Below are 25754 nucleotides of genomic sequence, written 5' to 3' on the forward strand. Positions count from 1 at the left end.
GGAAGAAGGTGGTAAAACATGGCATGCAAAATATTAAGTAAATGTCCAGTTTGTAGCTCTAGATTAAAAGCAACTAGATTGAAATGTGATGGATGTAATACTGTGGTAGAAAACCAATTTGAATTATCTAGATTTGATTATTTAAATAGTGAACAGTTAAATTTTGTTGAAGTATTCTTAAAAGCTAGAGGAAACATTAAGGATATGGAAAAAGAGCTTGGCATAGCATATCAGGCAGTTACAGCAAAGCTAGATGAGGTTATTGAAGCACTTGGGTATACTTTTTTAAAGCAAAAACCAGCCACTGATAAAAAGGATGTATTAGATATGTTAGACAAAGGTGAAATTACTGCTGATGAAGCATTAATAATGCTAACAACATTTCAGAAAAAGGAGGGGAAATAATGAATGAAGAAATCTCAAGAATATTAAGAATGGTTGAAGAAGGTAAAATTAATTCAGAAGAAGCTATGCAGCTTATAGACGCTTTAAATGGAGAAAGTAAAGAATTTATTATTTTGGATAAAGTAGCAGCAAATAATAGCCACACTAAAGGCAGAACACATGCTAAAATGCTTAAAATAAGGATAAAATCTAAGGGAAATGACAATGCAAATATTAACATTCCACTGAAATTTGTAAGCGGTATGATAAAAACATTTGGAAGAATTCCAAACGTAAATGTAGATGGCATGGAAAATGTAGATATGGATGCAATGACTCAAAGTATATTAGATGCCATAGATAATGGAATGGATGGGAAAATTGTAGATATAAAAAGTGGAGATGGAGACGCAGTTGAGATTGTTATAGAATAAGCCAGCTTCTTAGAAGCTGTGAAGCTACCCAGGAGATGATTTAGCCCAACCCAAATAAGTGAGTTGGGCTATTTTTTTGATAAGTATATTGTAAAATACTGAGACTTTTTTTACAAATACTTATACCTGTAGTATAATATGATTAAGTTTTATTCATTTATGCAAAAAAAGCTTTGATATATATGTACATAAATAGTAAAATAAAACAATGAATTTTCCGCATAAATATAATTTAAGTTAGAAAGTAGTTTTCAGTGAATTAATATAAATAAAAAAAGGCCAATGAGGGTTTAAAAATAAAACACTAGCAAATTGATTAGTTGTTTTGTTTAGGATGACCTGTAATAAATCCATATAATATTGAGAAAGAGGTAGAAAAATATGAGTAGAATGTTCGGGACAGATGGAGTACGTGGTATAGCAAATACAGAATTAACAGTGGAGCTTGCATATAAGTTAGGAAGATCAGGAGCGTTTGTATTAACAAGCGGAGCTCATAAACCTAAAATTTTAGTAGGAATGGATACAAGAGTTTCGGGAGATATGTTAGAATCGGCCTTAGTTGCAGGGATTTTATCGGTAGGGGCAGAGGCAATATGTCTTGGAGTAGTTCCTACACCCGCTATAGCATATTTAACTAGAAAATATGGAGCAGATGCAGGGGTTGTTATTTCAGCTTCTCACAACCCGGTAGAATATAATGGAATAAAATTTTTTAACAACAATGGGTTCAAGCTGTCTGATGAATTAGAGGATACAATACAAGCAGTCATAGAAAGTGATTTTAAAGGAGTACCATCACCAATAGCAGGTGATTTAGGTAAGAAAACAGTTAATCACAGTGCTGTAGAGGATTATATAGAATTTGCTAAATCTACTATTTCAGGAGACTTAAAAGGACTTAAAATAGCATTAGATTGTGCTAATGGGGCTTCGCATATTACTTCAGTAAAAGCTACAAGAGATCTAGGAGCTGAGGTTTTAGTTATTAACAATGATCCAGATGGCATAAATATAAATAGAGACTGTGGATCTACTCATCCTGAGCATTTAATGGCTTTTGTTAAAGAAAATAATTGCGATTTAGGACTAGCGTTTGATGGTGATGCAGATAGATGTTTAGCTGTAGACGAGAAAGGAAATCTCATAAATGGAGATTTTATAATTGCTATTTGTGCTAAACACTTAAAGGATATTGGTAAATTAACTAAAAATACAGTAGTAGTAACAGTTATGAGTAATTTGGGCCTTGATATTGCGATGAAGGAAGAAAACATAACTACAGTTAAAACTAAAGTAGGAGATAGGTACGTACTTGAGAAAATGCAAGAAGAGGGTTATAGCCTAGGTGGAGAGCAATCAGGACATGTAATTTTCCTGGATTTTAATACTACAGGGGATGGACTTGTATCAGGACTTCAATTAGCCACTGTTATTAAAGAATCAGGAAAACCATTATCGGAGCTTGCAGCAATGATGACAGAACTTCCGCAAGTATTAGTTAACGCAACAGTACCTAATGATAAAAAGGACATACATGAAACTGATAGTGAAATAGTTGAAGAGATTAGAAAAATAGAAGAAAAATTAGATGGTTGTGGAAGAGTGCTTATAAGGCCTTCAGGTACAGAGCCTTTAGTGAGAGTAATGCTCGAGGGTAAAGTACAAAGTGAATTAGATGTAATGGCGCATGCTCTTGCGAAATTAATCCAGGAAAAAGCAAATAAGTAAGATAGTATAAAATTTCATGATTACTAAATAATATGGAAAATAACATGAATTATAGTAGAAAAAAGTAACTATTAAGTTAACTTATCATTAAAAGCATTGACGTTTAGGCTATAAAATGAATATAATAGACTGAAAGCTTATGTGAAAGGTTCATAAGCTTTCAGTTTACGTATTTGTGAATGTAAATATTATGGTAAAGGAGGATAGAGAGAATTAGATGATTTTAAAGCGCCAGGACTCATAATGAGCATTAGTAGTTATTATGCATTATGAGTTGACGAGGATGGGGAGTATCGAATCTTCGGCGGATGCCCCGCGGTAGCGCACTACCGTTAATGGTTGATAAAAGCGATTAGTGATTTTCGTTACAAGATCAATCTGGTGTTAAAACCTTTATAAATATTACGAATAGCACTAAAGGTAATAAAGCACTTTAGTGTTGATTTGTGTAAAATTTTAAATTTGAGAGGAAGATGAATATGTGCGGAATAGTTGGATATTTTGGAAAAAAACAGGCTTCACCAATCTTGGTAGAAGGTCTTAGTAAATTAGAATATAGAGGATACGATTCAGCAGGAATCGCAATTATAAATGATGGAGTTTTAAGCGTTACAAAGTGCAAAGGAAGACTTGCAAATTTAGAGGCTCAATTATTAGAAGAGCCGCTTATTGGACAAGTGGGTATAGGACACACTAGATGGGCCACTCATGGTAAACCATCAGATGAAAATTCTCACCCACATACTAATGAAAAAGGAACTATTAGTGTAGTTCACAATGGGATCATAGAAAATTATATACGTTTAAGAGAATGGTTAATGACAAAAGGATATAAATTTACATCTGAAACTGACACAGAAGTAATACCACATCTTATAGATTTCTACTTTGATGGAAATATTGTTGAAGCGGTAATGAAGGCTACTACTAAAATGGAAGGTAGCTATGCAATAGCAGTAATATCAAGTGATGAACCAGATAAATTAGTGGCAGTAAGAAAAGATAGTCCGTTAATAGTAGGTATTGGCAAAGATGAATTTTTTGTAGCTTCAGATATACCAGCAGTATTAAACCACACAAGAGAAGTATATTTATTGGAAGATAACGAATTTGTTGTAATTTCAAGTGATGGAATAAAGCTTATTAATGCTGAAAACGAAGTTATAGAGAAAGAAGTATTCCATGTAACTTGGGATGCAGAAGCCGCTGAAAAAGGTGGATATGAGCACTTTATGCTAAAAGAAATCCATGAACAACCAAAGGCAATCAGAGACACAATGACTTCAAGAGTAGTTCTAGGAGAGCCAATATCTCTAGATAAAATAACTATAACTAAAGAGCAAATTCAAAATTTAAATAAAATATATATAGTAGCATGTGGAACTGCATACCATGCAGGAGTTGTAGGTAAATATGTTATAGAAAAACTTGCAAGAATACCAGTAGAATTAGATATAGCTTCTGAGTTTAAATATAGAGACCCAATAATGGACGAAAATACATTGATGATAGTTATTAGTCAATCAGGAGAAACTGCAGACACTATGTCCGCTTTAAGGCTTGCAAAGTCAAAAGGTGCTAGAGTTATAGCAGTAACTAATGTAGTCGGTAGCGCAGCTTCAAGAGAAGCAGACGACGTACTATACACTTGGGCTGGACCAGAAATAGCAGTTGCATCTACTAAAGCTTATGTAACTCAGCTTATAGCGATGTATATAATAGCATTATTCTTTGCTCAGAATAACGAAACATTAAGCGTAGATGAATTAGAAGAAATTAAAGCAGCTATGCTAGAGCTTCCAGAAAAGGCAGAGCAGGTGCTTAAAAATAAGGAAACTGTTCAAAAATTCACAGCGAAAACTTATATGCATAGAGATATGTTCTTTATAGGCCGTGGACTTGACTATGCAGTTGCAATGGAAGGTTCATTAAAGCTTAAAGAGATATCATATATCCATTCAGATGCCTATGCGGCAGGAGAGTTAAAGCATGGTCCTATAGCGCTTATGGAAGAAGGAACTATAGTTATAGCACTAGCTACTCAAGAAGAATTATTTGATAAGATGGTAAGTAATATAAAAGAAGTAGCTACTAGAGGAGCAAAAGTATTTGCTTTTGCGCCAGAAGGACACACTGAAATTGAAAAATCAGTATACTCCGTAACTTATATACCAAAAGTAATGGATATATTAGCACCAGTAATTTCAGTAATTCCACTACAATTATTATCTTACTACATGGCAATTCAAAAGGGTTGCGATGTTGATAAGCCAAGAAATCTTGCAAAATCAGTAACGGTGGAATAAGAAAAAATAGATGATACACAAACATGTGTATGTTTTAAGAAAGTCTTAAACTGATTGCTGTTTAGCGACATTGCAGCTCCGCAGGAGATGATTTAACGTATAAATTTTTAAAAATAAAGCATGAAAAAATATATGATAAATATATTTTTATTCATGCTTTATTTTTATGAGCAAAAAAAGTATATATTTTATTACACTTGTTCTTCATTTAACGACATTTCAGAAGGAAAGCCTCCCACTTCTATAAGTGGGAGTACCTACTATAAGTAGGAGTTACTTGCCCTAACAAATAGAAAACTTCAGTTGGAGTATAAATCTCCTTCCGAAGTCGTCAATTCATCTTCTTTAAAGATGTTCAGCTCCGCAGGAGATGATCTAATTAAATGTAACTGTAACCTTAAATAAATCCCCATCCACAGTTATATTTAATTGTCCACCTTGGAGTTCTACAAAGCTTTTGGCTATGGCTAGTCCAAGTCCCGAACCTTCTGTGTTACGTGCTTTGTCTCCTCTTACGAATCTTTCCACTATGTCATTAACATTAAATTCAATTTCAATAGCTGTCATATTTTTCAATGTTATTTCAATTTTATCTTCTCTAGAAACAATATCAATGTAAACTCTAGAACCTTTCATAGAATACTTTGTTATATTGATTATAAGGTTTTCAAACACTCTAAACATACGCTGGCTATCCAAATGCAATATTACTTTTCCTTCTGGATACTTTGTTTTTACTACTAGTGATGCTGCTGATATTTTATCATCTAGTTCTAATAAGGTTTGTTTCATTAAGGCCACAACATCCACATCAACTAAATTTAAATTTATATTTCCACTTGTAGCCTTGCTCACTTCAAATAAATCCTCAATTAATTCCTGTAATCTTTGTGATTTCCTATCTAATGTATCTAAATACTCCTTATGCTTTTCTGCTGAAAGATTTTCATCCTTTAATAAATCTGTATAAGTAATAATAGATGTTAAAGGAGTTTTTAAATCATGAGATACATTGGAAATAAGCTCTGTCTTCATTTTTTGACTCTTTACCTCTTCGATAACTGCCTTTTTAAAGCCCTTTTGTATACTTTCGATTTCTTTCTTAAAATCATTGAATACACCTAAATTTTCTTCAATAGTTACATCTAAATTGCCTTCCGCTATTTTACATGTAGCTTCAAAAAGCTTATTATATTTGTAGGTCATCTCATTATAAATTTTTCTTACCACCTCTCTCAATTTCATATCTTTATGACACTCTTAACTTTTAAAGATAATGTTGGGGTAATTCTAAAGATTTTCTAAAGACTTATCCCTATTCTAACTTTGAAAACAAGATTAATACATACTCGAGAAGTGACTCCAAATAAGAAGAGCAGAAATCCCACGTTTCAATCTCTTATGTGGAGTCACGCAGGAGAAAGTTATACGGGCGGGGAAAATAGAAAAAATAGTAAGTTAATTATGGTATGTAATGGTATAATTTATTAGGGTCGTCTCACTAGCGTAGAATATTATGCGATATCGCTTTATTTAAGGAGGATTATATGAAAATCAAATTAATTCAACCTGCAATGGTACAAAGACCTATGGATACAAAATTAAAAACAAGAATGTCTCCTTCGTTAGCTTTATTAACAATAGCAAATCTTACGCCAAAAGAGCATGAAGTTAATATTGAGAATGAAAATGTTGAAAAGATAGATTTCAATGAGCTGGTAGATTTGGTGGTTATAACTGTTACTGTAGATGTTATGAATAGAGCAGTAGAAATATCAAAGGAGTTCCAAAAGCGTGGTGTAACAGTAATTGCGGGGGGGATACACATAACATCAGATCCAGAGGGAACTGTTGATAGTTTTGACGCAATAAGTGTGGGAATGGCTGAGAGAGTTTGGGTAAAGATACTTAAGGATAAAGAAAACAATTCGCTTAAAAAGATATATTATGATATGGAAAATATTTCGGGAGAAGAAATAGTATCACCTAATTATGATATTATTGATAATAAAAAATATTTATATACTAATATAATTAGCACAAGCAGGGGATGCCCATTTCAATGTGATTTCTGCTATAATAGTTGCAAAAATGTACTTAAAACCTATATTAATAGACCTATAGATGATGTAATTAAAGATATAAATAAATTAAAAAGAAGACATATAATGTTTATTGATGATAATTTTGTTGGAAATCCAAAATGGACAAAAAAATTATTAAAGGAAATGAAACCTCTTAAATTAAAGTGGAATGCAGCAGTTACTTCTAATATAGTTGACATGCCTGAACTATTAGATGAAATGAAGGCGGCAGGCTGTCAAAGCCTTTTTATAGGTTTTGAAAGTATAAATAGTAAGTCATTAAAAAGTGTTCATAAAGTACAAAATAGTGTGAATAGATATGAGAAGCTTGTGGATGAAATTCATAAAAGAGGAATAATGATAAATGCTAGTTTTGTTTTCGGATTAGATGAAGATGATGCCTCAATATTTAAGAGTACATTAGAATGGGTAGTTAAAAATAAAATAGAAACGGTAACATCCCATATTCTTACCCCCTATCCTGGCACAAAGTTATACTTATCATTATTCGAGGAAAATAGAATAGTAGATTTTAATTTGTCTAATTATAATACTGCCCAAGTTGTATATAAACCCAGGAGTATGACAGCAAAAGAATTATATAATGGCTATCTATGGATATATAAAGAGGTGTACACGTTTAAAAACATAATGAAAAGACTGCCGAAATCCAAAAAACAATGGATTCCATTTTTAACATTTAATTTTTGTTATAGAAAATTTGGAAAACTAACTGAGATCTTGTGCAATATAGTTTCTTTTAAAAATATAGGAAGATTTTCTAGCTGGTTGGCTTATAGAACAAAGTAGGTGGCGGAAACTAATAAAATTTTGAGAAAAGAAGGCAAACTCATAATCTTCCAATACGATTGTTTAAGAAAGGATTTGTATATAGGATATCAACGGTATGCTTAAATATAGCGGTAAAAAAAGAGGGGAAGTATTTTTAAATACTTCCCCTCTTTTAAAATAAAATATAATTACTGATTAATGACACTTCAGAAGGAAAGTCATTAATAGTGCAGCAGCGTAGGTGATGATTTAACGTTCGCGCTGGTTTATTGTGCAGGGGGTGGGGTTGGGTCTGGGGCTGGGGTTGGGGCTGGAGCTGGGTCTGGAGCTGGGGTTGGGGCTGGTGGTTGTTCATTTGCGGCTGCGTCTGCAGCCGCTTTGTCTGCAGCTGCTTTGTCTGCAGCTGCTTTTGCTGCGGCTTCATTTGCAGCTGCTGCGTCAGCAGCTACTTTGTCTGCTGCTGCTTTATCCGCAGCTGCTTTGTTTGCAGCATCATCGCTTGCTTTTTTTGCAGCATCATCGCTTGTCTTTTTTGCAGCATCATCGCTTGCTTTTTTTGCAGCATCATCACTTGCTTTTTTTACATCATCATCACTTGGTTTTTCTATGACTTTCTTTTCTGCTTTTATTTTACCATTTTCATTTAATTTGATATATAGAGTATTCATTAATACCCCATTTCTATCAACTACTGTATTAGGACGAGTAAAGTCTTTTTGTTCTAGACCTTGGTGTAGGTACTCCATATATTCTTTCCATATCTGACCTGGTTCTTGAGCTCCATACATGTTTTGTGGCGCTGGAATATCATCTCCTACCCATACAGAGGTTGTATAATAAGGTGTATATCCTACAAACCAAGCATCTTTTGATTGATCTGTAGTTCCTGTTTTACCTGCAGTAAAGGGATAGTTACTAAGGGCTAAATTTGCATGACTTTCTGTTTTTGTTAGTACACCCTTTAAAGTATCTGTCATAAGATAAGAGGCACCACTATCATACACTGTAGTTTGCTTATGTTTATTTTCAAATAATACTTCATTAACTATTGTATTTGTTATTTTACGTACATTAGTCGGACTTATAAATTCGCCGTTTCTTGCAAGGGTTGAATAACCTGAAGCCATTTCAACTGGCGTAACACCCTTTGTAAAACCACCTATAGCAATTATAGGGTAAATATCTTGAGGAGTTGTATATTTAAACTCCATGTTTTGTAAATATTTCAACGAATTCTTTACGCCCATTTCTCCCACTAATCTAACCGGGATAGTGTTTATAGATATCTCAACTGCATATCTTAAAGATACAGAACCTCTGTATTTAAAATCAACATTAGCGGGACCATTATCAAAGGCTTTGTCTTCATATTCACTAGCGGGAATGTAGCCTTTTTCAAATGCAGGGGTATATGCGATTAATGGCTTTATAGCGGAACCTGGCTGCCTTACACCTAAGAAGGCTCTGTTAAAGGTGTTACCATCTTGGCTTCTACCTCCAACTATAGCTACTACTTCTCCAGTATTATTATCTATAGTAACGCTTGCACCTTGCTTTTCATATAAATCTGTTTTGTTATTGGTGCTTGTATATTGAGCCAAATGACTATCTACTACACTTTGTAATTTTTCTTGTTTTGCAGTATCAATAGATGTATCTATTCTATATCCTCCACTAAGAAGTTGTTTTTCTTTAGACTCATATTCATCATTATACTTAGTGAAATAAGTGTTTCTATCATTATCATTACTAAAAGAATATTTAGAAACGAAACCATTTTGCTCCATTAACTTTAAGGTTGCATTGTGAACAGCATATTGAATATCATAGCTCATAGGTTCAGGTGCTGTACGAGGTTTAATATTTAATTTAATAACTTCTGATTTTGCTGTATCAAAATCATTTTGTGAAATTTGTTCTAAGCTTAGCATTTTATCTAAGACTAAGTCTCTCCTCTTTATAACATTGTCCAGCTGAGTCACGGGGTTATAAACAGATGGATTATTAGGTATTGAAACAAGCATAGCTATTTGAGATAAATCTAAATCCTTATTATTCTTTTGAAAGTAAAATTGTGAAGCACTTTCAATACTATAGCATCCATTGCCGAAGTTTATATTATTTACATAAAACTCTAATATTTGATCTTTTGAATATCTTTCTTCTAATTTATTTGCTATAACAGACTCTTCCAATTTTCTCGACAAGGTTACGTCAAATGTAAGGAATACATTTCTTGCAAGTTGTTGCGTTATTGTTGAACCACCTTGTACGATAGCTCCCTTGGATTTTATATATACCCAGACAGCTCTCCTTATACCTTTATAATCTATACCACCATGTTTATAAAATCTTTGGTCTTCTATTGAAGTGACAGCTTTACCTACATAGGGATTTAAGTCTGCTTCTTTTGTGTAATAATATGTATTGGTCTTAAATTCTTTTAATAGTTTACCATTAGTATCAAAAAATTGTGTTGGTTTTCGGGTATTAAAGGAGGTTTCGTTTATGGTTTGTGCTATATTGTTAGCATCTTTTATAGTTGCCTCTATTTTAGGCCCATATTTAATATAACCATATCCTAAAGTTATCGTAGCCGATACGAAAATTATTGCAGAAAATATCAATAAACCTTTAACGATTTTTTTCCAAAGTTTCTTTTTAACCGGTGCTGTTTTTATGGGTTCTACATTTTTATTATCATCCATTAATATCTCCTCCTTTTTTTATTATACAAAAAATGTCCAGGGTTAGCCCTAAATGACCACGCTTCATACATACTGTAAAGGGGGGGCTTACTTGGTCGCCATAAGTATTTTCCTGTTTTTAGTCCTATATTCAATTGTTATTACTGAATTCTAATACTAGGTCACATAAAAGAGACCTTATGGGTCTCTCTTATACTATTAAAAAAGTGCTTAGTTTATGTGTGTATAATACAATTATTTTACAATTTTGTCAATAACACTAAGTTATATGATGTGATTTCTATTGATGTTAATTATTTCTTATTGGCATTTCAAACATTAGCCATACAATGTATCCTCCTAGAACAATATAATTATTACAATATATTATAACATAAATAATGTAACATGAATATTTATGTTATATATAAAGTATGAACAAAATATATATTATGATGAAACATCATTAGACAGTTGCATGATGTTTGGAGAAGGTGTATATAAAAACTTCTTTACATAGCATTCATATAGTGATATTATAAATCTAATTTAATAAATAAGTTAATTCTCATCAAGAGAGATAGAGGGACTGGCCCGATGACATCTCGGCAACCATCAGACGTATTGTCTGAATAGGTGCTAAATCCTGCGTTAATTTCATTGTAAATTAGCGGAAGATGAGAGAGGTGTCTTTGTAATTTTATACCTCTTTCATCATTATATAATGATGAAAGAGGTTTTTGTTTTTTTGAATAGATGTAAATAAAATTTAATAGTGTCTTATCAAGAGAGGTGGAGGGACTGGCCCTATGAACCCCGACAACCAGTATCATATTATGATACATGGTGTTAATTCCTGCAGCATTGCTGCAAGATAAGAATAAGTTTGGAAGTAGTGCCCAAGTTTATTCTTGGGCTCTATTTTTTTAGAGTGATGTTTAAAGAAAGGATCAAAAGGTAAAGATGAATTATAAGAAATGAAAAGGAGAAGGGATATCATGATTAAAGTTCGAGGTGTAAGTAAAAGTTTTTCAGGGGTTAAAGTGTTAAATGATGTTTCATTTACAGTGGAGGAGGGTGATATTTATGGTGTTATTGGTCACAGTGGAGCTGGTAAATCCACTTTACTTAGATGCTTTAATGGGCTTGAAACCTATGATACAGGTACCATTAATATAATGGAAAAAGGGGTGAAACAGCTAAGTTTGAAAGAACTTCGCGAGTTTAGGAAAAATGTAGGCATAATATTTCAAAGTTTTAATCTTATTAACAGTAAAAATGTTTTTGAAAACATAGCATTTCCACTAGAAATATGGGGAAACGATAAAAATTTTATTAAAAAAAGAGTAGATAGCTTAATAGAGTTAGTAGGACTTAAGGATAAAGCAAACACCAATGTAAAACAACTTAGCGGAGGGCAGAAGCAAAGAGTTGGAATTGCAAGAGCGCTTTCACTTAATCCGAAAATATTACTTTGTGATGAAGCTACCTCTGCACTAGATCCTAAAACTACAAAATCTATATTAGAGCTTTTAAGGGCTATCAATAACAAATTTAATATAACAATTATTGTAGTTACCCATCAGATGGAAGTGGTCAAAGAAATTTGTAATAAATTTATTCTTTTAGAAGGAGGGGAAATTAAAAGCCATGGCATTACCGATGAACTATTTATTAGGCCAACAAAGGAAATGCAAACACTTATGGGAGAGGAAGAATTACTACCTAGCACGGGATATAACATTAAAATATTTTTTACAAAGGAAATTACCCAGAGTTGCCTTATAACATCAATTGCCAGGGAGTTAAATATTGATTTTTCAATAGTATGGGGCAGGCTTGAAAAATTTAGGGATAACGTAATGGGAAGTCTCATAATAAATGCAAGTAAAGAGAATAAGAAGAAGATATTAAACTATTTAGATGAAAAATCTATAGAGTGGGAGCTTATTAATTATTCTGTGCAGCTTGAGAAGCACAAGGGAGAGAGTATAAATGCTATTTAAAGATATTTTATTACCTGCACTAAAAGAAACTATATATATGGTAACATTATCCACGATTTTTACAGTTATTTTAGGGTTTATTTCAGCAGTAGGATTAATTATAACTGGACCTATTGGCCTAAGGCCAAACACTTTAATCTATAAAATCTTAAATTTAGTAATAAATGTACTTAGGTCTTTTCCGTTTATTATACTAATGATATCTATATTCCCTTTAACTAAGCTTATAGTTGGAACAACAATAGGTACTAATGCAGCTATAGTTCCTCTAACGCTTGGTGCAGCACCTTTTGCTGCAAGAATAATAGAATCTGCACTTTTAGAAGTGGATTATGGAATTGTTGAAGCAGCTAAGTCATTTGGTGCAAAAACCTATCAAATTATATTTAAGGTTATGTTAAAAGAGGCAATGCCGTCTATAGTTCTTGGAGTTACGTTAACAATAATAAACATTATAGGTTACTCAGCTATGGCTGGGACAATTGGTGGAGGGGGACTTGGAGATGTAGCCGTAAAATATGGTTACTATAGATTTAAGTCAGATATCATGATATACACTGTAATTATATTAATTGCAGTTGTGCAAGTAATTCAAGCCTTAGGAAATATATTGTACAGAAAAATGATTAAATAAGTTTTGAATTATAAAAATATTAAAAGAAAAATAAGAGGAGGAAATTAAAAATGAAAAAAACATTAAGCATATTATTGACAATAGTTGTAATTTTTACACTGAGTGGATGTGGAGCAAAAAAAGAGGCGGATGTAACTGAGAAAAAAATCATTAAAGTAGGTGCGTCACCAGTGCCTCATAAAGAAATATTAGAGGCTATAAAGCCGATTCTCGCAAAAGAGGGATATACTCTCGAAATAGTAGAATTTACTGACTATGTAACACCAAACACTGCACTAGCCGAGGGACAATTAGATGCTAATTTCTTTCAACATATTCCTTATTTGCAATCCTTTAGTAAAGAAAAGGGAGTGGACCTAGACTATACTGTAAAGGTTCATCTTGAACCTATGGGTGTGTACTCTAATAAATATAAAAAGCTAAGTGATTTAAAAGATGGAGCTAAAATAGCCATTCCAAGTGATCCTACAAATGGAGCAAGAGCACTTAGAGTGCTTGAGAAGGAAGGGCTATTAAAACTAAAAAGTGGAGATCTTATTTCTAAACTTGATATTACTGAAAATAAAAAGAATTTTAAAATAACTGAATTAGACGCTCCTCAGCTTCCAAGGATTTTAAAAGATGTGGATGCAGCAGTTATAAACTCAAATTTTGCAATAGAAGCCAATTTAAATCCGACAAAAGACGCACTAGCAATTGAATCAAAAGATTCGCCTTATGCAAATGTGCTTGCAGTTAGAAAAGAAGATAAAACTAAACCTCATATAGAAGCACTTTCAAAGGCATTAAATTCTCCAGAAGTTAAAAAAATTATTGAAGATAAATATAAAGGAGATATAATTCCTGCTTTCTAAAAAAAATATAAAACCATTAATCATTTTGCTTTGGGCGTAATAGTCGAAAGTAAGATGATTTTTTTATAGTAAAGCATAAAGTTTAACGACATTTTTATACTTTTATTTTTTAAAAAATTCATTTTATACCTTATTAGTGTATAATTACCGTATGCAAATAATTTTTGGAGTAATTAATTCTAAAATGCAAATAAGGATAACATTATAATATGGAGGTTTAAAAATGAGTGTATTATTTCAAGCAATAAATAATTTTTTTGATTTTATAGTTCCTATTGCGGATTTTCTATGGGAATTTCCAACTAATTTTAAGTGGTATCAAAACATCCCGGTTTTAGGTAATTTTGCCTTTGCAGTTATTTTACTTTTAGGAACAGGAATTTATCTTACATTTAAAACTGGATTTATTCAAGTTATGGCATTTAAAAAAGGAATTAAGATTCTTGCTACAAAAAAGGAAACAGATACTGGGGTTAGTTCATTAGCATCATTTTTACTAAGTTCTGCTATGCGTGTAGGTCCAGGTAATATTATGGGGGTTACAGGTGCAATATCTGTTGGCGGACCAGGGGCACTATTTTGGATGTGGGTTTCAGCTTTCTTTGGTATGTCCACGGCTTTTGTAGAATCTGTACTTGCACAGCTTTTTAAAGAGAAAAATGGCAAGGAGTTCGTAGGTGGACTCCCATTTTATGGTCAAAAGATTTTGGGCAATAAACGGTGGGTAGGTATTGTACTGTCTTCACTTTTTATAATATATGCACTGTTTGTTATCCCATCTCAAGCTTTTCATTTATTTACAAGTTTCGGTTCAATAGCTGATACTATAGCTGGAAAAACCTTTGGACGTCAATCTACAGTTTATTATGGTATAGCAATAGTCTTAATAATTACTGTTCTTTTGACTGTAATTGGAGGAATAAAAAGAGTTACTGCAGTTACAGATATACTAGTACCTATTATGGCAGTTATTTATACACTTATAGTTATTTTAATAATATTAGTTAATTTAGATAAAGTTCCGTATTTCTTTAAAGAAGTGATTGGTGGAGCATTTAAGCCCAATGCATTATTTGGTGGGGCATTTGGTGTAGCTTTAGCTCAAGGAATTAAGCGTGGGTTAATGTCCAATGAAGCTGGGCAAGGAACAATTACAATGGCGGCTGCTACAGCGGAGAATAAACATCCTGCAGAACAAGGTTTTGTACAATGTCTAGGAGTTTTTCTTGACACAATGGTAATATGTAGTATGACTGGATTTGTTATTGTTATGGCACATGTTTGGACAGGCACTGCTGGAGTTTCATGGGAAAGTATAGAAGCGTCGAAACTTACAGTTTACCTATCCTCAATCAAATACTTAGTTCCTGGTACTGCATTAGATGGAACAGTTACAATTATTGTTTCGCTATGCTATGGAATGTTTGCATTTACAACATTGCTCGGTTTAATATTGTTTGCAGAAGTCTCCGCAAATTTAATATCTAGAAATAAGAAATTTATTATGGGAATACGTTTGGTTGGTGCATTATTCTTTGTTCCATTTGGCGCATTAACAGTTCTTGCTGGTTTAGAACTTACAAATTTATGGTACATAGGTGATTTTGTAAATATTGTTTTAGTTTATGTAAATGTTCCAATTATATTAATTGGGTCTAACTATGCATTAAAAATATTGAAAAATTATAAAAAAACCGATGGAACTAAATTCAAATCAAAATCTATTGGTGTTGATACTGATGTTTGGAAATAAGGTACATACTTAGAATAAACTTAATTAATAGGTAATTTAGTAAACTTTCTTAAAATAGTATGGATTAAAAGAAGCAAAGTATACTATTTAGGGTATACTCTAATAGAGGTAATTATTTTCTTTAAGTAGAAAAACAAGGAGGCATTTTATGAAAACATTAAAGGGTACAAAAACAGCTGAAAATCTTATGAAATCATTCGCAGGTGAATCACAAGCTAGGAATAGATATACTTATTATTCATCTATAGCGAAAAAAGAGGGGTATGTACAAATAGCTAATATATTCATAGAAACAGCAGATAATGAAAAAGAACACGCTAAAAGATTTTTTAAGTTTTTAAATGAAAGTTTAAATGGAGAAGTGGTAGAAATTAATGCCACATATCCTGTAGGTCTTGGAGATACTAAAGCAAATTTATTGTCAGCAGCAAATGGAGAAAATGAAGAGTGGTCAGATCTTTACCCAGCATTTGCGAAAGTTGCGCAGGAGGAAGGCTTTGATGATATCGCGTTTGTTTTTAGAAAAATTTCTGATGTTGAAAAGCATCATGAAGAAAGATATAGAGAACTATTAAGTAATATAGAAAATAATACAGTATTTAATAAAGAAGAATCAGTTATTTGGAAATGTAGAAACTGTGGTTATATTTTTGAGGGAAAAAGTGCTCCGAAAATATGCCCAGCTTGTGTACATCCTCAAGCATATTTTGAAATATTCTCTGAAAAATATTAATAGCATTTCAAATGATGCAGTATTAAAAATGCCGTAGCAACCTTCGTGGATTCTTAATATAAAAAATAAAAACAACCCCCATTTTGATTTAATTAATTTGGGGGTTGTTCTATATCACGCTTTGACTTGGTAGTTGTAATGTATAAATATTCAGTGTAAATTATTTAACGACATATATTAATGTAGCAAGAGAAGGGAAAATGTACAGTGCATTTACGGTTCTGGGGAAAGATAAAGATAAAATATATATTTGGTTATTAAAGGAAGGTTATTTTAAAGAGGGAGATAAGCTAATCCTAGAAAGTGGAATAGCAATTCCCGTAGTTCTATATATCAAGAATGGTAAGAATGGAATTGAAATTACCAATCATAAATATCCAGAGGATGGAATTGGCTATGAGAAAGGCATGAAAAAACGGTTTGCTTATTATGTTAAAAACACAATTGGTAGTAATTACAATGAACGTGCAGACAAACTTGAAAAAATTATAAAAAATAGATCTGATGAAGATTTTAAAAATTAAAATATAACTCAAAATATGAATTCAATAGATTTAAAGTAAACACTGAACTAAACTTGTATCAACAATGCGAGTATCGCTTTCAAGAAATTTTGGGTTTTTACTCAGTTATTTTGTTTTTTGTAAACTTTCAATATATTCAAGCATTATAGATTGATTCTTAACTAACATTTTTTGATCTTCAATTAATAAATCTATTTTCTTATGCAAATCTTGAACGATCAACTCTGATTTCAGATTTATTTTATAATCATTTTTTGATTTTATTCTATCTTTATCTTCCTGTCTATTCTGACTCATCATTATTACAGGTGCTTGTATAGCGGCAGTACACGATAGTACTAGATTAAGAAGTATAAATGGAAAGGGATCAAATGAATTCTTTAAGATGATATTTAATACTATCCATATTCCTATAATTGCTAATGCTGCAATTATAAAACCCCAGCTGCCTACTGATGCGGCTATTTTATCAGCCATCTTGTTTCCAAAAGTAAGAGTTTGTTTATGAGTAATCGTAGTATCTTTGGATATCTTATTTCCTATTAAGTCATGCAATAGATCTTCTTCAATATCGTTAAAAATCTCTCCTTGCTCTAATATTTCGTTTACAATTATTTCTGTATCTAAAGTATCATTTCCATTTGACATAGTAATACCCCCTTAGTTGTCTAAGTACCCCTATTTTAATAGGGAAATTGATATAAATTAAAGATATGTTCCTTTAGATTTTTCGCGTTGATTTATTAAGTATTTGCGAATTATGAAGTTTTTTATTTTCGTTGCTTCTTAGAATATAAATTCTATTTGGGTGATTATATCCCATAGATAGATATGAAGTTCCGTGATCTGTTGCCATTGTTAAGCCTTCACTTTCTCCTGCTTTATTTATAGGATAAGAGGTAATTATTTTACCCTCATAGTTAAATACTGTAACTTTATTATCTGTATATAAATAAATATACATCCCATCAACATCTAAACCTTGTGGAACGCCTTGATTAGGAATACGAAAGGTAGTCACTGTACTCATATCAGCTAAATTTATAATAGTAAACATAGGGGTTCCATTATCACCACCATTTAAAACGGTATGCAATATTAAATAATCATGGACATTATCTATTGCAAGTAATGCCGATGTTCCTAAACTTGAATAATTTAAATCAGCTTGTATTGTACTTGAATCATAATCAACTACATAAACATGAGTTGGATTAATGCCGCCTCCATTTGCAACATAAATTTTTCCTGTACTAGCTCTATATGCAATTTCGGCAGAATGACCCATAGCCATAGGGTCTGTTTCAGAGATTTTATTTCCTGTTAGATTATATTTAACTATTTTCCCACTTCCATTTTTTAAATCAAAACTACAATAAAAATATCCATTATGGAATGTAAGCCCTTGCATAACACCTGTATCTGGTAAATCAAATAGTAGTTCATATTTGTTTTTTTTAGTTGTAATAGGAATATGGTTAGATAATGGCTTATCGTAAATAGCATTTGATGAGTCTAATTTTTTTACCTTACAATTAATGGGATCCGTTGTATGCACAGCTACCTGTGCCGTCATTTTTAGTGCTTCTTTTGGCTTAATAGAACATTCTATTATAATAAAAAATAAAGCTAAGATAAATATACATATTTTACAAACTTTCATTTAAAAACCCCTTCCTTTTGCTTTGGGTTTGCTTAGCGATGCTGACAATATTAGATTATACTATATTGTTAAATAATTGACAACTGTGGGAATGTTAGGAAAGTAAATTATTTAATATGTATTAAATAATCACATAGAAGCTATTGACAATAAATTCTATTTGGTATAGTATATGAGTAGATGTTCATGTACGAATTAGTAACGAAATAATATTCGGTTAGATCCCATTGTAACAAATGGGGTTTTAGAGACATACTATATGATTATAGGAACATATAAAGATACAAGAAAAAGTAGGAGGGAAAAGAGTGGTTGATATATTTAAAGCATTAGCGGAAGAAAACAGACTTCGTATAATGGCACTTATTATTCAAGGTGAAATGTGTGTATGCGAAATCGAAGAGTGTCTAAATATGACGCAGTCAAATGTTTCACGGCATTTAACATCACTTAAAAAGTGTGGGATATTAGAAAGTTACAAAAAGGCACAATGGACATACTACAAAATAGATAATAAATTTATAGAGAAAAACCCAGACTTATTTGCTTATTTAATAAAGGAACTCAAACAGATATCTTGTTATAATAGCGATTGTGAAAAACGGGATAAATGTAAACTACAAAATTTATGTGATTGTAAAACACAAAGTTAACGACATTTCAGTACCACAGGTGATGATCTTAGGAGGAGTGATTAATTATGAGTGAAGTTAAAACACCAGAGATTGGATTTTTTCAAAAATACTTGACTGTTTGGGTAGCTATTTGTATGAGCGTAGGTGTGCTTATTGGCAAGTTTATTCCAGGGATTCCGGAATTCTTAAATAAGTTTGAGTACTCCAGGGTTTCCATCCCAACTGCTATACTCATTTGGGTAATGATTTATCCCATGATGATGAAGGTAGACTTTCAAAGCGTTAAAAATGTAGGAAAGAACCCTAAAGGGTTATATGTAACATGGATAACGAATTGGCTTATAAAACCATTTAGTATGTATGCAATAGCTTCATTTTTCTTTTTTGTAGTATTCAAAGCATTTATAACACCGGAACTAGCTACACAATATCTTGCAGGAACCATATTACTTGGGGCCGCTCCATGTACTGCCATGGTATTTGTGTGGAGCCACCTTACTAGAGGTAATCCTGCATATACTGTTGTGCAAGTAGCCACAAATGATTTAATCATTCTGGTTGCATTTATACCTATCGTGAAATTTCTTTTAGGTGTCAGTAACATCACAGTTCCTTGGAATACACTCATTTTATCAGTTGTTTTGTTTGTTGTTGTTCCACTAGTTGGGGGCATTTTAACTAGAATTACGGTAACAAAGAAAAAAGGCACAGAGTACTTTGAAAATACATTCCTCCACAAGTTTGATAATGCAACTACCGTTGGATTGCTACTTATGTTGGTATTGTTATTCTCATTCCAAGGTGAAACTATAATAAACAATCCAATGCACATTTTACTAATTGCTGTACCACTAACTATTCAAACATTTTTGATTTTCTTTATTGCTTATTTAACAAGTAAAAAATTAAGACTAACGCATGATATTGCCGCACCTGCTGGAATGATTGGGGCATCAAACTTTTTTGAACTTTCAGTTGCTGTTGCCATTTCTCTGTTTGGCATGGATTCTCCTGCAGCTCTAGCTACAGTGGTAGGAGTGTTAGTTGAAGTGCCAGTAATGCTGATTCTTGTAAGAATAGCAAACAAAACCAAGCATTGGTTTCCACAACCAGTAGTTCATAATAATTAAGAATATTAAAAATATTAAAAGTGATAATAATAATAAAAAGTAATAAAAAGTATTAAAATAATAAAAATGATTGGAGAGATTATTAATGAAAAAAATGCAAATATTTGAACCAGCTATGTGTTGCTCAACAGGACTTTGCGGCGTAGGCGTAGATCCAGAGCTTCTTAGGATTTCGACTGTCCTTAGTGCATTAAAGAAAAATGGAGTTGAGGTTGAGAGGTTTAACCTCACAAGTTCACCACAGGAATTTGTGAATAACAAAGTAGTTAATGACTTTATAAATGAAAAAGGCATTGATGGGTTGCCTGTTACTGTTTTGGACGGTGAAATCGTGTTAATAGGTAAGTACCCAACCAATGAAGAACTAGTTAAATTTCTAAATATAGAATTTAGCTTTTTAGGTGAAGAGCGAAAGACTTTCAAAATAAAAGTAACTCCTAAATCAGGGGATTGTGGCTGTTCTGGTGGGAAATGCTGTTAACGACATTTTAGAAGGGAAGTCTCCCACTTCTGTAAGTGGGAGTTACATGTCCTAACAAATAGAAAACTTCAGCGGGAGTATAAATCTCCTCTGAAGTCGTTAATATGCAGCTCCGCAGGAGATGATTTAATAATGTAACCGAAGCGTATCAAATACAAGCCAAATTACAAAAGTACTTAATAATGAAGCTGGAGGTAAATAAACATGGGAATTTTTAATCCGCAAAATATTAAACTTACAAAATATTTATTTTACACAGGCAAAGGTGGTGTAGGTAAAACTTCAACCGCTTGCGCTACAGCAGTCATCCTTGCAGACGGTGGGAAAAAGGTGCTTCTTATAAGCACTGATCCTGCGTCAAATTTGCAGGATGTTTTTAACACTGAGCTGACAAATAAAGGTATCCCAATTAAGGAAGTTCCAAATCTCGTTGTTGCTAATCTTGACCCAATTCAAGCGGCAGCCCAGCACAGAGAGAGCGTAATCGCACCTTACCGTGGTAAGTTGCCAGATGCAGTGCTTAAAAACATGGAAGAACAACTTTCTGGATCCTGCACTGTTGAAATCGCAGCGTTCAATGAATTTTCAAAATTCATAACCGATGAAAGATTGCAGGAGGAATATGACCATATTATATTTGATACTGCGCCTACTGGTCACACACTTAGAATGCTTCAATTACCATCGGCTTGGAGTAATTTTATTAGCGAAAACACACATGGTGCATCCTGTTTAGGCCAGCTTTCTGGTCTAGAGAGTAAAAGAGAAATCTATAAAAAAGCAGTAGAAACATTATCCGATGGAGAATTAACAACACTTATGATTATCTCTAGGCCTGAAATGACACCACTTAAAGAGGCGGAAAGAGCATCAAAAGAACTTTCGCAGATTGGTATAAACAATCAAACAATGATAATTAATGGTGTGATGAGCTCTTATGATGACAGCGTGTCCGAAAGTCTGTATCAAAAACAGCAAAAGTCACTTAAGGAAATGCCACAGGGACTTCAGGGAATTACTACCTACATGGTACCCCTCAGAGCTTACAATATAACAGGTATGGAAAATGTCAGGGCACTTCTTACCAAAGATAATTATAGTGTCAGCAATGAAAAGATAAACGCTGAAACCATTCCTCAGTTAAAAGATGTTATTGAAGAACTGTATAAAAGCAACAAAAAGGTAATCTTCACTATGGGCAAGGGTGGCGTAGGTAAAACTACAATTGCGGCGGCCATTGCTTTGGGATTATCAGCAAAGGGTAAAAAAGTACACCTTACCACAACTGACCCTGCAGCCCATCTCAAATTTGTTATTAATGAGAGTAGTAATATTACGATGAGCCACATTGATGAGCAGGCTGAACTTGAAAAATATAAGGATGAAGTGCTGTCTAAGGCAAGAGAAACTATGGCAGATGATGATATTGCTTATGTTGAGGAGGACCTCCGATCTCCATGTACACAGGAGATTGCAGTATTTAGAGCATTTGCAGAAATAGTAGAAAAAGCGGTCGATCAGATCGTTGTCATCGATACCGCTCCAACAGGGCATACTTTACTGCTACTTGAGTCAACTCAAAGCTATAACCAAGAAATCAAACGCTCACAAGGCGATATTCCACAATCTGTGAAAAAACTGTTGCCAAGGCTCCGAAATGCTGATGAAACTGAAGTCATCATTGTAACTCTTGCTGAAGCTACACCTGTATATGAAGCAATTCGTCTTGAAGAAGATTTAAAACGTGCAAAAATTGCGACAAAATGGTGGGTTATAAACTCATCACTACATGCGACAGGTACAACCAATAAATTGTTAGCCGCAAAGGCAAGCAATGAAATTGAATGGATTAACAAGGTTGATGCGCATGCAAACGGTAAATTTGCGCTCATCGCGTGGAGTCCTGATGAAATTAAAGGTGACAAGTTAAATGAGTTATTACTATAAATTCTAGATATCAGGAACTTTGGTGGAATTGGTATTCGTTTTCATGTGCCTAACTATTGATTTAATTTATTTGTGGAGTATAATATATTTATAAGATAGGTGATGGAGTTCACCTTAACCATTGCAATTTTGCAATTAATGACTCCTACTTAGTGGTTTATGCTAAGTAGGAGTCTTTTGTTTTGTAAAAAACATCAAAGAAAAGGGAGGGATTGTAATATGGCAATGAGTTTAGCGATTATAATTATTCTAGGACTAATGGCCAATAAATTATTTGAAAAATTAAAACTTCCAGGACTGCTTGGAATGCTAATTTTGGGGGTGTTACTAGGACCTTATGGTACAAATATAATAAGTTCGGATATACTTAGAATTTCACCAGATTTAAGAAAAATTGCACTTATTATTATCCTGCTAAGAGCGGGCCTTGGGATTAAAAAGGATACTTTAAACAAAGTCGGGGTTCCTGCCTTAAAAATGAGTTGCATACCTGGTATTTTTGAAGGGCTTAGTATTATGTTTATAGCAAGCTATGTACTTGGAATAACAAAAGTTGAGGCTGGAATGCTTGGATTTATAATAGCTGCAGTTTCACCAGCAGTAGTTGTACCACCTATGCTTAATTTTATATCCAGAGGGAAAGGAGAAAAAAAAGGCATACCAACCATAATACTCGCAGGAGCTTCTATTGATGATGTTTTTGCGATAACTATATTTTCAACTTTCTTAGGTTCATATGGCGGTAAAAATGTAAATATACCAATGAAAATATTGGATATTCCCATATCTATTTTTATTGGAATAGCAATTGGTGTCATTGTAGGAGCTTTATTAGTAGTGACATTTGAAAAATATCACATGAGAGATACTAAAAAAACTTTAATAATAATTGCTGCAGCAATTATGATAACAGGAATTGAAGATGTTTTTAAAAATATAGTACCCATTGCAAGTCTTTTAGGCGTAATGACTATTGGTTTTATCCTTTTAGAAAAATACGCTAAAGTAGCTAATAGAATATCTTTAAAACTTAAAAAGGTCTGGGTAATTGCAGAAATTTTACTTTTTGTATTAGTTGGAGCGGAGGTCAATATATATGTTGCCTCATCATCAGGTGTATTAGGTTTAATTATTATTGCAGGTGGACTAGTAGCAAGAAGTATAGGGGTATTAGTATCATTAATGGGTACTGATTTAAATGCAAAAGAGAGACTGTTTTGTGTGATCTCATATATTCCTAAAGCGACTGTGCAGGCGGCCATGGGCGCAGTACCATTAGCTGCTGGGGTTGAATCCGGAGAACTTATATTGGCAATTGCTGTATTGTCCATATTTGTAACCGCACCACTTGGAGCTATAGGTATTAAAGTAGCAGGGGAAAAGTTATTGCCAGACGACTAGATTTCATATTTATATTACTACTGTGTTAAATCATCTCCTGCGGAGCTGAACAGCTTCAAAGAAGATGGATTGACTACTCCAGAAGGAGATTTATAATCCCACTGAAGTTTTCTATTTGTTAGAGTAGGTAACCCACACTTATAGACGTGGAAAACTTTCCTTCTGAAATGTCCTTAAAAGACGTCCTATTTATAGATTTTAGAATAAAAATTAAATAATAATTGTTTTATTTTTAAAAATATGGTTAATAATTATAAATGGGTACCATAACTATTAACTTTATAAAAAAATATTATAATAAATACAATATAATATATCAATGAAAGTTGATTATATATGAACAATTATATATAATAGAGTGTAGGATAAAAATCATAATATATATAATAATATTATTAGTATTATACGAGGAGGAATGTAAATGAATATAGACGTAAACACGCCAACAGATGACCTGTTAAAAACATGGGCTATGTATTCACAAAAGCTTATCTACACTATGCTTGAAAAAGAAGAACTTGATGAATTTAAAAAAATAAAATTAGTCCTAGTAACAAAAGGAATTATTAATTTAGAAATACATAATGTTTATGACAAAGAATATATTTTGCACTACACTAAGCAAGGCGGTATATTTAAAAAGCAAATAATGTTAGATAAATAACTAACTTAGAATAAAATTTTTTAAGAAAATGACTAGTGATTATGCTAGTTATTTTCTTATATTTATATATAGAAATTTTAGAAGGAGAATGATGTTATGAAACTAAAAGTAGCATTTATATGTGTTCATAATTCTTGTAGATCACAAATGGCAGAAGCGCTCGGAAAGATATTTGGGTCATCTGTGTTTGAAGCTTATTCAGCAGGTACTGAAACTAAGCCCCAAATTAACCAAGATGCGGTAAGAATAATAAAGAATTTATACAATGTAGACATGAATGAAACTCATGCATCAAAATTAATAGATGATATACCAGAAGCTGATATTGTAATAAAAATGGGATGTAATGTATCATGTCCAATTATGGCACACAAGTATGAAGAAGATTGGGGTCTAGAAGATCCCACTGGGAAAGCTGATGAAGAATTTATAATAGTGGCGAAAATAATCGAAGAAAAGGTTAAAAGCTTAAAGAAAAGAATAGAAAATAACGAAATTGATCTAACAGCATTAAAGATGAAAATTTAATAGCACCGTAGATGATGATTTAAGGTTGAGAAATTACTTCTCAACCTTTTTTATATAATAATTGGATATAATCAATTGTTATATGGTATAATTATATTTAACTAGAGTAAAGGTAACATTGGTTAATGTATTTATTAGGAAATTACAAACATTTTATTATTTTAACGACATTTCAAAAGGGAGGCTCCCACTTCTATAAGTGGAAGTTACGTACCCTAACAAATAGAAAACTTCAGTAGGAGTATAAATATCCTTCCGAAGTCGACGATTCATCTTCTTCAAAGATGTTTAGCTTCGCAGGAGATGATTTAACGTTTAGTATGATAAGAAAAGTGTTATAAAATATATAGTTAAATAAAGAGAGTGGTGTTTATATAATAAGC

The 25754-nt window shown here is 32.6% G+C and carries 21 protein-coding genes, 1 pseudogene and 3 riboswitches; of the genes and pseudogenes, 18 read left to right on the forward strand and 4 right to left on the reverse strand.

The window, feature by feature from the left end:
* The first annotated feature begins 18 nt into the window (after nt 1-18).
* The 4 genes from KTC94_RS12780 to glmS all read left to right on the forward strand — a co-directional run bounded on the left by KTC94_RS12780 (nt 19) and on the right by glmS (nt 4855).
* The gene (locus KTC94_RS12780; RefSeq protein ID WP_220319776.1) at nt 19-405 is read left to right on the forward strand and encodes a DUF2089 domain-containing protein; all 387 of its coding nucleotides are present in this window, start codon (nt 19-21) and stop codon (nt 403-405) included.
* On the forward strand, nt 405-818 hold the full coding sequence (locus KTC94_RS12785) for a hypothetical protein (RefSeq protein WP_165414278.1): 414 nt from the start codon (nt 405-407) through the stop codon (nt 816-818). The genes KTC94_RS12780 and KTC94_RS12785 overlap by 1 nt, the downstream gene beginning before the upstream one ends.
* A 381-nt stretch (nt 819-1199) precedes the next feature.
* Nucleotides 1200-2549 carry a phosphoglucosamine mutase gene (gene glmM / locus KTC94_RS12790; protein WP_220286300.1) on the forward strand — a complete coding sequence of 450 codons (1350 nt, stop codon included), beginning with the start codon at nt 1200-1202 and terminating at the stop codon, nt 2547-2549.
* Nucleotides 2550-3028: 479 nt separating this feature from the next.
* A complete protein-coding gene (gene glmS / locus KTC94_RS12795) occupies nt 3029-4855 on the forward strand; it encodes a glutamine--fructose-6-phosphate transaminase (isomerizing) (protein WP_220286301.1) in 1827 nt (608 codons plus the stop codon).
* Between the two features lie 375 nt (nt 4856-5230).
* On the opposite strand, the pseudogene KTC94_RS12800 reads toward glmS, so the two are convergent.
* Nucleotides 5231-6052: pseudogene (locus tag KTC94_RS12800) on the reverse strand (sensor histidine kinase); the annotation flags it as partial.
* Between the two features lie 350 nt (nt 6053-6402).
* Here KTC94_RS12800 and KTC94_RS12805 point away from each other — a divergent pair.
* Complete coding sequence (locus KTC94_RS12805; RefSeq protein ID WP_220319778.1) at nt 6403-7749, forward strand: radical SAM protein; 1347 nt, start codon at nt 6403-6405, stop codon at nt 7747-7749.
* A gap of 248 nt (nt 7750-7997) precedes the next feature.
* Here the strand turns inward: KTC94_RS12805 and KTC94_RS12810 are convergent, their stop codons facing one another.
* Nucleotides 7998-10439 (reverse strand): transglycosylase domain-containing protein, encoded by a 2442-nt coding sequence (locus tag KTC94_RS12810; RefSeq protein ID WP_220319779.1) that lies wholly within the window; start codon nt 10437-10439, stop codon nt 7998-8000.
* A 544-nt stretch (nt 10440-10983) separates the two neighbouring features.
* Nucleotides 10984-11102, forward strand: a riboswitch (SAM riboswitch).
* A 93-nt stretch (nt 11103-11195) separates the two neighbouring features.
* Nucleotides 11196-11299: riboswitch (SAM riboswitch) on the forward strand.
* Nucleotides 11300-11416: 117 nt separating this feature from the next.
* Between KTC94_RS12810 and KTC94_RS12815 the strand changes: the two genes are divergently transcribed.
* The 6 genes from KTC94_RS12815 (at nt 11417) to KTC94_RS12840 (ending at nt 16922) form a co-directional block, all read left to right on the forward strand.
* Entirely contained in the window at nt 11417-12424 is a 1008-nt protein-coding gene (locus KTC94_RS12815; RefSeq protein ID WP_220286305.1) for a methionine ABC transporter ATP-binding protein, read from the forward strand.
* On the forward strand, nt 12414-13058 hold the full coding sequence (locus tag KTC94_RS12820) for a methionine ABC transporter permease (RefSeq protein WP_216302393.1): 645 nt from the start codon (nt 12414-12416) through the stop codon (nt 13056-13058). Before KTC94_RS12815 ends, KTC94_RS12820 begins: the two co-directional genes overlap by 11 nt.
* 50 nt (nt 13059-13108) lie before the next feature.
* The gene (locus KTC94_RS12825) at nt 13109-13912 is read left to right on the forward strand and encodes a MetQ/NlpA family ABC transporter substrate-binding protein (protein WP_220319780.1); all 804 of its coding nucleotides are present in this window, start codon (nt 13109-13111) and stop codon (nt 13910-13912) included.
* A gap of 223 nt (nt 13913-14135) precedes the next feature.
* The gene (locus KTC94_RS12830) at nt 14136-15665 is read left to right on the forward strand and encodes a sodium:alanine symporter family protein (RefSeq protein WP_220286307.1); all 1530 of its coding nucleotides are present in this window, start codon (nt 14136-14138) and stop codon (nt 15663-15665) included.
* Between the two features lie 148 nt (nt 15666-15813).
* Complete coding sequence (gene rbr / locus KTC94_RS12835) at nt 15814-16398, forward strand: rubrerythrin (protein ID WP_165414776.1); 585 nt, start codon at nt 15814-15816, stop codon at nt 16396-16398.
* Between the two features lie 200 nt (nt 16399-16598).
* Complete coding sequence (locus tag KTC94_RS12840; RefSeq protein ID WP_216302396.1) at nt 16599-16922, forward strand: hypothetical protein; 324 nt, start codon at nt 16599-16601, stop codon at nt 16920-16922.
* Nucleotides 16923-17027: 105 nt separating this feature from the next.
* Here the strand turns inward: KTC94_RS12840 and KTC94_RS12845 are convergent, their stop codons facing one another.
* Together KTC94_RS12845 and KTC94_RS12850 are read right to left on the reverse strand one after the other, a co-directional pair.
* Nucleotides 17028-17570 (reverse strand): DUF1003 domain-containing protein, encoded by a 543-nt coding sequence (locus KTC94_RS12845; protein ID WP_216302397.1) that lies wholly within the window; start codon nt 17568-17570, stop codon nt 17028-17030.
* Nucleotides 17571-17643: 73 nt separating this feature from the next.
* On the reverse strand, nt 17644-18585 hold the full coding sequence (locus KTC94_RS12850; protein WP_220286308.1) for a YncE family protein: 942 nt from the start codon (nt 18583-18585) through the stop codon (nt 17644-17646).
* 308 nt (nt 18586-18893) lie between these two features.
* Here KTC94_RS12850 and KTC94_RS12855 point away from each other — a divergent pair, with 308 nt between their 5' ends.
* The 7 genes from KTC94_RS12855 (at nt 18894) to KTC94_RS12885 (ending at nt 25371) form a co-directional block, all read left to right on the forward strand.
* Nucleotides 18894-19238, forward strand: coding sequence for a metalloregulator ArsR/SmtB family transcription factor (locus KTC94_RS12855; RefSeq protein ID WP_216302399.1), 345 nt, complete (start codon nt 18894-18896; stop codon nt 19236-19238).
* 47 nt (nt 19239-19285) lie between these two features.
* Nucleotides 19286-20350, forward strand: a complete 1065-nt coding sequence (gene arsB / locus KTC94_RS12860; RefSeq protein ID WP_216302400.1) for an ACR3 family arsenite efflux transporter — start codon at nt 19286-19288, stop codon at nt 20348-20350.
* An 85-nt stretch (nt 20351-20435) separates the two neighbouring features.
* On the forward strand, nt 20436-20831 hold the full coding sequence (gene arsD, locus KTC94_RS12865) for an arsenite efflux transporter metallochaperone ArsD (RefSeq protein ID WP_220319781.1): 396 nt from the start codon (nt 20436-20438) through the stop codon (nt 20829-20831).
* 204 nt (nt 20832-21035) lie between these two features.
* The gene (gene arsA / locus KTC94_RS12870) at nt 21036-22778 is read left to right on the forward strand and encodes an arsenical pump-driving ATPase (RefSeq protein WP_220319782.1); all 1743 of its coding nucleotides are present in this window, start codon (nt 21036-21038) and stop codon (nt 22776-22778) included.
* 89 nt (nt 22779-22867) lie between these two features.
* Nucleotides 22868-22933: riboswitch (Fluoride riboswitch) on the forward strand.
* 64 nt (nt 22934-22997) lie between these two features.
* Nucleotides 22998-24179, forward strand: coding sequence for a sodium:proton antiporter (locus KTC94_RS12875; protein ID WP_220319783.1), 1182 nt, complete (start codon nt 22998-23000; stop codon nt 24177-24179).
* A 421-nt stretch (nt 24180-24600) separates the two neighbouring features.
* Nucleotides 24601-24843, forward strand: a complete 243-nt coding sequence (locus KTC94_RS12880) for a hypothetical protein (RefSeq protein ID WP_165413837.1) — start codon at nt 24601-24603, stop codon at nt 24841-24843.
* A gap of 96 nt (nt 24844-24939) precedes the next feature.
* Nucleotides 24940-25371: an arsenate reductase ArsC gene (locus KTC94_RS12885; RefSeq protein WP_220319784.1), complete on the forward strand. Its 432-nt coding sequence runs from the start codon at nt 24940-24942 to the stop codon at nt 25369-25371.
* Nucleotides 25372-25754: the final 383 nt, after the last annotated feature.

This window comes from Clostridium sp. CM028 (assembly GCF_030585565.1).
GTDB classification, from domain to species: domain Bacteria; phylum Bacillota; class Clostridia; order Clostridiales; family Clostridiaceae; genus Clostridium_AD; species Clostridium_AD estertheticum_B.